Source organism: Mesorhizobium sp. L103C131B0, from assembly GCF_000502275.1.
Taxonomy (GTDB): Bacteria; Pseudomonadota; Alphaproteobacteria; order Rhizobiales; family Rhizobiaceae; genus Mesorhizobium.
Window position 1 is genome coordinate 603,764 of sequence record NZ_AYXC01000002.1, and the last position, 11,637, is coordinate 615,400.

General features: G+C 63.4%; 10 protein-coding genes. 3 read left to right on the forward strand and 7 right to left on the reverse strand.

The genetic code is table 11. The features are described 5' to 3' along the window. Window positions 1-82: 82 nt before the first annotated feature. Both X730_RS158370 and X730_RS158365 read right to left on the reverse strand, forming a co-directional pair. Entirely contained in the window at window positions 83-1,564 is a 1,482-nt protein-coding gene (locus tag X730_RS158370; RefSeq protein WP_023825760.1) for a cobyric acid synthase, read from the reverse strand. 2 nt (window positions 1,565-1,566) lie between these two features. After that, complete coding sequence (locus tag X730_RS158365; RefSeq protein ID WP_023744728.1) at window positions 1,567-2,175, reverse strand: dimethylsulfonioproprionate lyase family protein; 609 nt, start codon at window positions 2,173-2,175, stop codon at window positions 1,567-1,569. A 148-nt stretch (window positions 2,176-2,323) separates the two neighbouring features. On the opposite strand from X730_RS158365, the gene X730_RS158360 reads away from it, so the two are divergent. From X730_RS158360 to mmsB, 3 genes are all read left to right on the forward strand, one after another. Then, entirely contained in the window at window positions 2,324-3,493 is a 1,170-nt protein-coding gene (locus X730_RS158360; protein ID WP_023825761.1) for an isobutyryl-CoA dehydrogenase, read from the forward strand. A 41-nt stretch (window positions 3,494-3,534) separates the two neighbouring features. Next, window positions 3,535-3,903 (forward strand): four helix bundle protein, encoded by a 369-nt coding sequence (locus X730_RS158355; RefSeq protein ID WP_023688137.1) that lies wholly within the window; start codon window positions 3,535-3,537, stop codon window positions 3,901-3,903. 91 nt (window positions 3,904-3,994) lie between these two features. Continuing rightward, window positions 3,995-4,879 (forward strand): 3-hydroxyisobutyrate dehydrogenase, encoded by an 885-nt coding sequence (gene mmsB / locus X730_RS158350; protein ID WP_023825762.1) that lies wholly within the window; start codon window positions 3,995-3,997, stop codon window positions 4,877-4,879. Between the two features lie 423 nt (window positions 4,880-5,302). Here mmsB and X730_RS158345 read toward each other — a convergent pair whose 3' ends face one another. The 5 genes from X730_RS158345 to X730_RS158325 form a co-directional block, all read right to left on the reverse strand. Continuing rightward, complete coding sequence (locus X730_RS158345) at window positions 5,303-6,682, reverse strand: aspartate aminotransferase family protein (RefSeq protein ID WP_023825764.1); 1,380 nt, start codon at window positions 6,680-6,682, stop codon at window positions 5,303-5,305. Between the two features lie 52 nt (window positions 6,683-6,734). Next, complete coding sequence (locus X730_RS158340) at window positions 6,735-6,857, reverse strand: hypothetical protein (protein WP_023670422.1); 123 nt, start codon at window positions 6,855-6,857, stop codon at window positions 6,735-6,737. A 32-nt stretch (window positions 6,858-6,889) separates the two neighbouring features. Next, complete coding sequence (locus X730_RS158335) at window positions 6,890-8,959, reverse strand: prolyl oligopeptidase family protein (protein WP_023825765.1); 2,070 nt, start codon at window positions 8,957-8,959, stop codon at window positions 6,890-6,892. Between the two features lie 98 nt (window positions 8,960-9,057). Next, window positions 9,058-10,215, reverse strand: coding sequence for an MFS transporter (locus tag X730_RS158330; RefSeq protein WP_023825766.1), 1,158 nt, complete (start codon window positions 10,213-10,215; stop codon window positions 9,058-9,060). 128 nt (window positions 10,216-10,343) lie between these two features. Continuing rightward, window positions 10,344-11,519, reverse strand: coding sequence for an MFS transporter (locus X730_RS158325; RefSeq protein ID WP_023825767.1), 1,176 nt, complete (start codon window positions 11,517-11,519; stop codon window positions 10,344-10,346). Window positions 11,520-11,637: the final 118 nt, after the last annotated feature.

The following is an 11,637-nucleotide window of genomic DNA, read 5'->3' on the forward strand; positions in this document are numbered from 1 at the left end:
CGAAAGCGCCCGAACTTCGACATCCACGGAGTGGAAATGAAGCGGACGCGCAGACCCGAGGATGGCGAAACGGTGGACGGTCCTACCTTGCTAACCCAAAAATCGCATCGCACTCAAGATGGCGCTCCAGCTCGGTGGCGATCTCGTCCAGCGCTTTTTCCACGTCCGCGCGATAGTCGATGCCGCCGCCTTTCACGCCGAGGCTTTCCAGGAATCTCGCCCGGAAAGCGTCGGCGGAAAACAGGCCGTGCAGATAGGTGCCAAAAACCTTGCCGTCGGCGGAAATCGCACCGTCGTCGATGCCGTTGATCACAGCCGACGGCCGCGCCATGTCCGGCCCGGTGGTGCGGCCGAGATGAATTTCGTAGCCCTCGAGCGCCAGGCCGAACGGCGCTGAGCGGGCGCTGACATTGCGCACCGTCTTTTCCGGCTCCATCACCGTCTCGATGTCGAGCAGGCCGAGTCCCTCGGCCTCGGTGACGCTGCCCTCGATGCGATCGGGATCGCGCACCAGGCGGCCGAGCATCTGGAAGCCGCCGCAAATGCCGACGATATGGCCGCCGCGTTTGCGGTGCGCGAGGAGATCGCGATCCCAGCCATTCTCGCGGAATTTCATGAGATCCCCGATCGTCGATTTGGAACCGGGAATGACCACCAGGCCGGCATCCTCCGGCAAGCGCTGCCCCGGCGGCACGAACACCACTTCGACCTGCGGCTCGGCCTTGAGCGGGTCGAGGTCGTCGAAATTGGCGATGCGGCCAAGCATCGGCACGGCGACCTTCAACGCCCGCTTCTCGCCCGATGCCAGGCGTTCGAGCACGACCGAATCCTCCGAAGGCAATCGCGCCGCCGCCTTCAGCCACGGTACGACGCCAAAGCAGCGCCAGCCGGTGAAGCTTTCGATCGACCGGATGCCGTCGTCGAACAGCGAGACATCGCCGCGGAACTTATTGATGAGGTAGCCGACGATCATGCGCCTGTCTTCCTCCGGCAGGATCAGATGCGTGCCGGCGACCGAAGCGATGACGCCACCGCGGTCGATGTCGCCGACCAGGATGACCGGCACGTCGGCGCGCGTGGCAAAGCCCATATTGGCGATGTCGCGGCTGCGCAGGTTGATTTCGGCCGGCGATCCGGCGCCCTCGACGACGACCAGATCGGCGCCCTCACCGACCTTCGTCCAGGACTCCAGCACGGCGTCCATCAGCCCCGCTTTCATTGTCTGGTAGTCGCGCGCTCGCGCCTCGCCGAACACCTTGCCTTGCACGATCACCTGCGAACCGATGTCGCTCTGGGGTTTGAGCAGCACCGGATTCATATGCACGGTCGGCTGAACACCACACGCCAGCGCTTGCAGCCATTGCCCACGGCCAATCTCGCCGCCGCCGGGGCGGTTGTCGCCCGGAATGTCGGCGACGGCGGCATTGTTCGACATGTTCTGCGGCTTGAACGGCCTGACTTTCAGCCCGCGATTCCTGGCCGCGCGGCAGAGCCCCGCCACCAGCACCGTCTTGCCGACATCCGAACCCGTGCCTTGCAGCATGATCGCCTNCGCCTTGGCCATGCTCAGCCCCTGCCCTGCGCGCCGGAAACGGTCGACTTCTGCGACAGCGGCCCGCCGCGCCAGATGTAGAGCGCCAGCAACGGTTCGCTGCCGGTGCGCATGGCATGGCTGACATTGGAGGCGTGATGGATAATTTCGCCCGCCTGGCGGGTGTGAAAGCCGCCTTCGCCCATGCGCCACTCGGTGCCGCCGGTCAGCGGAATGTAGATCTCCTCGGCAATGTGATGATGGTCGGGATAGGTGATGCCGGGTCCCAGGATCAGCAATCCGGCCGCGACCTCTTCATTGGCGAAATGGCCGCGCGTGCCAAACACCTCCAGCCAGCCGTATTTTTGCAAGAACGCTTCACCAAAATCGCTCGCGTTGTAGGTCTGCCCCCAGCACAGATCGTCACGACGCTCCGCCAGCAGTTGCACCAGAGGCTGCGGGTCCGGCGGCGCCAGTTCGACAATGCGGTCGAGCAGACCAAGGCAAGGCAGCGGATGCGCTTCGAGCACGCGCGCCGTCATATTCCAGCCGATCCGGGTCACGGCGTCCCGCACCAGCGCGTTGTCCACGCCCCGGAGATAGGCATGGAAGCGGTCGAGCAATTCGTCGAAATATGTCGGCACGCAATGCTCCGTTGCTCCATTCATGCACAGCGGCTGCGCGGCGAGCCGGGTTGCGCGGCGGCATCATTGGTCTAGATTGAGCGGCGCGCAAAGCCAAAAACAACAGGCCAGCAAGCCAACCCCAGCTGGGGAACACAGGGAGCACGCCATGGACGCCGCGGTCGATGCGAGCACCAGCCAGTTCGAGCTCAACGAGGAACAGCGCGCCATCCAGGAGATGGCACAGGCCTTCGCCGCCGATCGCGTTGCGCCCAATGCGCTCGAATGGGACCGGGCAAGACACTTTCCCGCCGATGTAATCCGCGAGACCGGCCCGCTCGGCCTCGGCGGCATCTATGTCAGGGACGATGTCGGCGGCTCGGCGCTCGGCCGGCTCGACGCCGTGCTGATCTTCGAGGCACTGTCGCACGCCGATCCGGCGTTTTCCTCCTTCATCTCGATCCACAATATGGCGGCGTCGATGATCGACCGCTTCGGCGACGACGAGCAGCGCCAACGCTTCCTGCCGAAGCTGACCTCGATGGAATGGCTGGCGAGCTACTGCCTTACCGAGCCGGGTTCAGGTTCGGATGCCGCGGCGCTGAAGACGCGCGCGGTGAAGAACGGCAACGACTATTTGCTTAACGGCGCCAAGCAGTTCATCTCCGGGGCCGGCGACAGCGACCTCTATGTTGTCATGGCGCGCACCGGCGCCGACGGGCCGAAGGGCATTTCCACCTTCGTCGTGCCGAAGGATGCGCCCGGCCTCTCCTTCGGCGCCAACGAGCACAAGATGGGCTGGCACATGCAGTCGACCCGCCAGGTGATCTTCGAGGACTGCAAGGTGCCGGCTGCAAACCTGCTGTCGGGGGAAGGCGCAGGTTTCGGCATCGCCATGGCCGGCCTTGACGGCGGCCGCCTCAACATCGCTGCCTGTTCGCTCGGCGGCGCGCAATCTGCGCTCGACAAGGCGCTGTCCTATACCGCCGAGCGCAAGGCTTTCGGCTCGAAGATCAACCAGTTCCAGGCGCTGCAGTTCAGGTTGGCCGACATGGAGACCGAATTGCAGGCAGCGCGGATCTTTCTCTACGCCGCCGCCTCGAAACTCGACCGCAAGGCGTCGGATGCCGGCAAATGGTCGGCCATGGCCAAGCGCTTCGTCACCGACATCGGCTTCAACGTCGCCAACGAGGCGCTGCAGCTGCATGGCGGTTATGGCTATCTTCATGATTACGGTATCGAAAAACTGGTGCGCGACCTGCGCGTCCACCAGATCCTCGAAGGCACCAACGAGATCATGCGCGTCATCATCGCGCGGGCGTTGATCGGACGGCAGTAGGCAGTAGGCAGTAGGCAGTAGGCAGTAGGCAGTAGGCAAAGATGACCGGCAAGGTCAACTCGTACAAGGATCTTATCGTATGGCAGCAGGCGATGGATCTGGCTATCAGCACCTACTCATTGACCAAGACATGGCCCAAAGAGGAATTATATGGGCTGACCAGCCAAATCCGCCGTTCAGCAACCTCTATCCCTGCAAACATCGCGGAAGGCTATGGCCGAGACAACCGAGGCTCCTATCAGCAATTTCTCAGGATAGCCCAAGGCTCGCTTAAGGAGTTCGAGACACACCTCCAAATCGCTCAACGCATTGGCGTTGCCACGCATGGGCAAGCTGAGCACCTGCTTCTGGCGGCCGAGGCCATCGGAAAAATGCTTCGCCAACTTATTCTCAAACTCGCACCCGAATAGGTCGCCCTACTGCCTACTGCCTACTGCCTACTGCCTACTGCCTACTGCCTACTGCCTACTGCCTACTGCCTACTCATCATGGAGCACCGCTATGACCACTGTCGCCTTCATCGGCTTGGGTAATATGGGCAATCCTATGGCCGCCAATCTGGTCAAGGCGGGTCATACGGTACATGGCTTCGACCTGATGCCGGAGAACCTGACCGTCGCGCGCGAGCATGGTGTCACCGTCATGGCTAATGCTGTTGCCGCGGTGAAGGACGTCGATGTCGTGATCACCATGCTTCCCGCCGGCAAGCACGTGCTCTCGGTCTACGAGGACATCGCACCCAAGGCCAAACCAGGCGCCCTGTTCATTGATTCCTCGACCATCGATGTCGAGTCGGCCCGCAAGGCGCATGCCGTAGCAAGGGAACACGCGCTGCATTCGATCGACGCCCCCGTCTCCGGCGGCACCGGCGGTGCTGCTGCGGGAACACTGACCTTCATGGCCGGCGGCGCCAAGGATGCCTTCGCCAAGGCCGAACCGGTCCTGAAGCCGATGGCAGGCCGCATCGTCCATTGCGGTGACGACGGCGCCGGTCAGGCAGCCAAAATCTGCAACAACATGATGCTCGGCATTTCGATGATCGGGGTTGCCGAGGCTTTCGTGCTGGCCGAAAAGCTCGGCCTCTCGCATCAGGCGCTGTTCGACGTTGCCTCGACCTCGTCGGGCCAGTGCTGGTCGCTGACCACCTATTGCCCGGTGCCGGGTCCCGTGCCGGCCTCACCCGCCAACCGCGACTACAAACCGGGCTTTGCCGCGGCACTCATGCTGAAGGACCTGAAACTGGCGCAGGAAGCCGCCCAAAGCGCCGGCGCGGTGACGCCGATGGGGGCCGAAGCGGCCCAGCTTTATGCGCTGTTCAACGCCCAGGGAAATGGCGGCGACGATTTTTCCGGCATCATAAATTTCCTTCGCGGCAGTTCTCTATAAGTTTCGAATTTGGCAGCGCTTTTCTCGATTTTTATTGCGCGGAAAAATTGCAAATTTAGATTTGCTTAAGCTCTCGATAACCCGGCGGTAACGATGTGCCTATATAACGGATGGCGAGGCGGACATATCGCATCCGCCCGGCGCTCCGGATCAGGTCTCGCGTACCGGAGCCCGTAATTTTCGCAAGTGTATTGTTGGCGAAATGCCATGCGTATCTGGCAAAGCCGCGTTCCGATGGAGCGCGGTTTTTGCGTTTTGCAGTCCTATACTGTTCGGTCTGAATTATATTTCGATTGCAGCGTTCGGAATTGCCTGATGGTCTTCATTGACCAGCACGATCGGTGCGCTGACCCCTTCGACCCTGACGATAAGCAGGCGCACAGTCCGGGCGCCCTGATTGCAAGGCGTCGGCTGTCGTTCCATCTACTTCTTGCGCAAATCCGCTTGCGCCAGATCCAGCGCTTTGGCGATGCGATCGCAAGCCATGTCGATCGTCGCGCGGGTCCAGATCAGCGGCGGCGACAGGATCATCGTGTCGCCGGTGGCGCGCAGCATCAGGCCTTGCGCGATGGCGTGGTCGCGGACGGTGACGGCGGCACTGCCCGCCGGCAGGAAGCGCTCCTTGGTCGCCTTGTCCTTGACGATCTCGACCGCGCCCATCAGCCCGATCGATCGCACCTCGCCGACCAGTTCGTGGCCGGCAATGCGCTCCTGCAGCGCCTGGGCGAAGTAAGGTCCAGTGTCGTTCCTGACCCTGTCGACCAGGCCTTCTCGCTCCATGATCTCGAGATTCTTCAGCGCCACCGCGCAGGCCACCGGGTGACCCGAATAGGTATAGCCGTGGTAGAATTCGCCGCCCTTTTCGACCAGCGTCGCCGCGATACGGTCGCCGACCAGCAGCGCCGACAGCGGCTGATAGCCCGAGGTCAGTGCCTTGGCCGTGGTGATGGTGTCGGGCTCGATGCCGAAGGTCTGCGCCGCAAACCATTCGCCGGTGCGGCCATAGCCGGTGATGACCTCGTCCAGCATCAAAAGCACATCGTATTTGCGGCAGATGCGCTGCACTTCCGGCCAATAGCTCATCGGCGGTATTTTCACCCCGCCCGCTCCCATCACCGGCTCGCCGATGAAGGCAGCCACCTTGTCGGCGCCGGCCTCCAGAATGGCATCCTCGACCGCCTTGGCCGCGCGCAGGCCGAAATCATGGTCGCTTTCGCCAGGCAGCGCCAACTCATAGGCATAGGGCATCATCACATGGACGATGTTGGGAACCGCCCCGCCGAGCTGCTTGTGCATCAAATTCATGCCGCCGAGCGACGTGCCGGCGACGGTCGAGCCGTGATAGGCCGACTTGCGCGAGATGATGCGGTTCTTCTCCGGTTTGCCTTCCAGCACCCAATAGTGGCGCACGAGCCGCAGCGCCGTGTCGTTGGCCTCCGAGCCGGAGGAGCCGTAAAACACCTGGGCGATGCCCTTGGGCGCCAGCTCGGCCAGCTTCTTCGACAGCAGCACGGGCGTCGGCGTCGAGCATTTGAAGAAGGAATTATAGTAGGGCAATTCCTTCATCTGCGCGTAAGCGGCGTCGGCCAGCTCGTCGCGGCCATAGCCGACATTGACGCACCACAGCCCGGCCATGCCGTCGAGTATTTCGGTGCCGTCGGCATCGTAGATGAACGGGCCGTTGGCGTGGGTGATGATGCGCGAGCCGGTCTCGCGCAATTCCTTGTGGTCGGTGAAGGGATGCAGATGATGCGCGGCGTCAATCTGCTGAAGCTGCTTCAGCGAATAATTCTGGTAAGTCATGGGTTTGCTCTTTCCTCTGGAATCAAACCGGCAAGCTGCCGGGGCGACTTCGTCAGAGGACGGCGGGCGGCGAATAGCCGATGCGGGCGCACAGCCTGAGCAGTTCGGCGCGCAGCGTGCGCGGCGACGGTGTCACCGCGACCCCGAAGGCGCCGGATGTGCTCATGTAGACCATGGCGGCAGTCTATGCCGCCCGAGGCCCGGAATTCAAGCGGTGCCGCTCAATACCCTTTGCAGGAACACGTATTTCATGGCGGTTTGCGCCGCTTGCGGCCGGCGGTCGCCGCGACCGCCATGGCCGCCTTCCGTCTCCTCGAAGAACAACGTCTTGCCGTGACCTGCTTCCTGCAGCTTCGCCGCCATCTTGCGGGCGTGGCCGGGATGGACGCGGTCGTCGGCGGTCGATGTCGTGAGCAGCACCGGGGGATAGACGGCATCGGCCGAGACATGATGGTACGGCGAATAGGCGGCGAGCCACTTGGCTTCTTCCGGTTTTGCCGGATCGCCATATTCGCCGATCCACGAGGCGCCTGGCGGCAGTTCGGTGTAGCGCAGCATGTCGAGCAGCGGCACCTCGATGATGACGGCGCCGAACAGTTCGGGATGCTGCGTCAGGGAAACGCCGGTAAGCAGGCCGCCATTCGAGCCGCCCTGGATGCCGAGGGAAGCAGCCGTGGCTATGCCGCGCCTGACGACGTCCTGCGCCACCGCGGCGAAATCGTCGAAGGCAGTCTGGCGATTGCCCTTCAGCGCCGCCTGATGCCAGGCCGGCCCAAACTCGCCGCCGCCGCGAATGCAGGCCTGCACATAGGCATTGCCCTTCTCCAGCCACAGCCTGCCGCGCACGCCGGCATAGCCGGGCAGCAGCGGTATTTCGAAGCCGCCATAACCATAGAGAAGCGTCGGTACCGGACCCTTCTGGTCGCGCCGCCTGACGACGAAATACGGGATCATGGTGCCGTCCTTCGAGCGCGCCTCGAACTGTTCCGAGACCAGCGGCGCGGCGTCGAACCGCGCCGGCTGCGATTTCACGGTGGCCAGCGTCACCCCGTCATCGTCCGACCAGATGATCGAACTCGGCGTCAGGAAATCGGTGAAGGAGAAGGAGACGCTGGAACCGAAATGCTCGGCATGCGCGATGCCGACATTGCCGTTCTCGGGCAGCGCCACCGGCTTCAGCGACCAGCGGTCGCCGCTGCGCTCGGCGACAACGACCTTGCCGCGCACATTGTCCATCAGATTGATGAACAGCCGGTCCTGAGTGCGGGCAATGCCGGCGACCGAAACACGGTGCGCTGGCGCGAGCATGGTTTCAACAGGGCCCAGGTCGCCGGTGTCCATCCAGTGTTCGAAATCGAAGGAAGAGAGGCCGTCCGGCAAGCACTCAGTGCCGCCCGGCGCCGTCCATGGGCTGCGCACCCCGAACACGAACCGGCCCTTGAACAGCGCGGTGTCGGTGACATCGTCCGGCAGCGGGATGCGCCGGTTTTCGCCCGACGGCAGGCGCAGAAAACTGTGCGAGGAGAAGAAGGCGATCGTGCGGGCCAGAAACAAATACTGCCTGTCGCCATCATGCTCGACCCCCGCGCCGGCCGCGAGATCCTGCTTCTCGGCCTCGAAGATCGGCGTCGCCTCCTCCAACCGGGTGCCGCGCTTCCACAGCTTGACGACGCGCGGATAACCGGACTGGGTCTTGTCGTCTTCATCGAAGGCAGCCGAGACAATGACCGTGTCCCTGTCCAGCCAGGAAAAGCCGGATTTCGAGGCGGGAGCGCGGAAGCCGCCCTCGATGAATGATTTGGTCTCGATGTCGAATTCGCGCATCTCGCTCGCATCGCCGCCATCCGGCGACATCGCCACCAGGCAAAGGTTGAAATCGGGGTAAAGGCGGCTGGCGCCGCTGAACACCCACTTCACCCCCTCCTTGGCCGACAGCACGTCGAAGTCGATGATCGTCTCCCACACAGGCTTCTCGGTCTTGTAGGAAGCAACCGTCGTGCGGCGCCAGAGGCCGAGCACATTGGTCTTGTCCTGCCAGAAATTATAGACTTGGCCGTTGAGCGCGGCACCGGCCGCAATGTTGTCCTCGGCCGTCATCAGGTCGAGCGCCGTCTCGAAGGCCGCCTGGTAGGACGGATCGCCCTGTAGTTCGGCCACGGTGATCTCGTTCTGGCGATGCACCCAGTCGAGCGATTCCTTGCTGGTCCGGTCCTCCAGCCAGAGGAACTTGTCCTCCGCGGTGGCATCCGTCTGGCGTTTTGTCATCGATTGGGTCACGCATGGTCTCCAGGCTAGTGGCGGGCAGCCCTGCCTACATCGCGTTGCAAGCGGTTTTATTCAAGATGGTGACGTCAGGTCATCGGGGGAATGCGGCCTCAAACCATCCGCCGGCGCAGGACCGTGGCCACAGCCAGTGCCAGACAAATCGTGCCCAGCGTGATCGGCAGGCCGGAGGCGCCGATCACATCCATGACGCCACCCGCCAGCGGCGGCACCACGATGCCGCCGATGCCCCACATCAGGGAGAAGGCGGCATTGCCGGCGACCAGCGCCGAGCCGGTAAAGCGCTCGCCGAGCTCGATGATCGACATGGTGTAGATGCCATAGGAGACCGCGCCCCAGATAAAGACGCAAGGCCAGATCAACGGCGTCTCGATCAGCAGCGGCAGCAGCACGCAGCCCAGCACAGTCACCACGACGCAGACGAATCGCACCAGCCGCGCCGTCAGCCGTTCCGCCAGCAAGCCGAGCGGCACCTGCATGGCGATGTTGCCTGCGATCATCACCGACAGCAGCGCCGACATGCGCGCTTCCGCGATGCCATAGTGCGTGCCGTAGACCGGCAGCAGCGCCAGCACGCCCTGTTCGAAACCGGCGGCAACGACCACCGCCGACAGCAGTAGCCATGCCAGTGGCACGAAGCCCATGACCGAAACCCGGCGCCCAGCTTCGTCGACCTTCGGCAGTCGCGGCAGCACCAGCGCGAGGCAGGCGCCGCAGAAGATGAAGGCGGCGATCCCCACCAGGAATGGCGGCCATCCCACGGTGCCGACAGCGAGCAGGCAGAGCGGCCCGGCAGCGAAGCCGGCCGAGATGATGGTTGAATAGACACCCATGACGCGACCGCGGCGCGATGGCGGCGCCAGTGCAATGACCCAGATTTCGCTCAAGACATAGAGCGGATTGGTCACCACCCCGATCAAGAAGCGCAGAGGAAACCACAGATAGACATTCTGCGTCCAGCCGATCAGCGCAAGCACAATAGCCGAAAGCGCCGCGCAGGTAAGCGCGGTGCGCCCTGCCCCGAACCGGCGCGCCAGTGCCGGGATCAGCGGCGACGAGACAATGAAGCCGATCGGCGTCATTGCCGCCGAGAGCCCGATGATGGCCGGCGAAACGCCTTGGCGTTGCAGGATGAAGCTCAGCAGCGGATAGGACAGGCCTTGCGCGATGGCGAACACCGAGACGGTCGCGATCACGCCGCTGATCGCCGCCCACTGCATCTTCTCGTTGTCAGCTTCCGCCAGGTTCATCATTGGCACCTAAACCAGGTTCAGGACTAGCTTTTCTGTCCGACGCGGGTAAGCCCCGCCCCGCGAAAAACCGTTTGCTCCAGACAAGGCCTGTCATGAGTTTGGGCCTGTCAGGAGTTTTTGGGCCGTCAGGAGTTTTGGCGCTTGAACGATCGATAGAGCGCGAAGCTCACCAGCAGCGCGTCGAGTCCGGCGATCACCACCGGCAGACCGAGCGGACCGATGATCTGCATCAAGGCACCGGCGCCAGGCGGGCCGACAATGCCGCCGGCGCCCCACATCAATGCGAAGGCGGCGTTGCCGGCGACCAGCACGGTTCCCCTGAAGCGGCTGCCGAGTTCCACCAGCGCCATGGTGTAGACGCCGTAGCCGACAGCGCCCATGACGAGAAGGACGAGCCAGATCGCCGGCGTCGTGATCAGCAACGGCAGCAAAACCGCGCAGGTCGTTGTCGCCAACGCACAGAAGATGATCATCGCCCGCCCGCCGAAACGCTCGGCCAGCAGGCCGAGCGGGATTTGCAGGAAGATGTTTCCCAGCGACAGTGCCATCACCAGGGCCGCCAGCGTCCTTTCGGGCAGGCCATAGGCGGCACCGAAGACCGGCATCAAAGCGTAGGTGCCCTGCTGGACCGCCGCCGAAACCAGCACGGCAAACAACAGCGCCGGCGCCAGCCTGGCGAAACCGAAAAAGCCGCCGGGCAATTGGCCGTCATCCTCGAAGCCGGCGAGGCTTGACGAAACAGCACGAAGGATCGCGGCGCACAGGATGAAGCCGGCCATGCCGACCAGGAAAGGAACCCAGCCCGATATCCCAACCGCGGTCAGGACCAAAGGCCCCGCAGCATAGCCAGCGCCCAGCACGGTGTTGAATGCCCCCATCACCCTGCCGCGGCGCGACGGCGGCGCCAGCGACAGCGCCCATACTTCGCCCAGTATATAGAGCGGGTTGATGACGATACCGATGATGAAGCGGATGACGAACCAGCCCACCCAGTCCTGCAGGTAGCCGATGCCGAGGAAGCACAGCGCCCCAATCAATGAGCAACCCACAGCCAGGTTGCGCGCGCCGACCAGCCGAACGGCTGCCGGCACGAACGAGGCCGAAAGGATCAGGCCAAGCGGCATCATCGCTGCCGACAAGCCGATCAGCGCCGGCGACATGCCTTGCTTCTGCATCAGCAGCGTAAACAGCGGCGAGCTCAGCCCTTGCGCCGCACCGAACATCGCGAGGGCGGCAGTTACGCCGGCAAGCGCCGCCCATTGCGTCCCCGCTTCGCCATCGCTCGAACCGGTCGCAGCCATGATGCCTTCCACATGAATTGCCGGCCCGATCCAGCGGCAAACCATTGAGCTAGCGGTTCGATTTAGGGAAAGGAAGGGCCGCGCCTGAAATCCCCTTGCGCCAAGAGCCGCAGTGGGC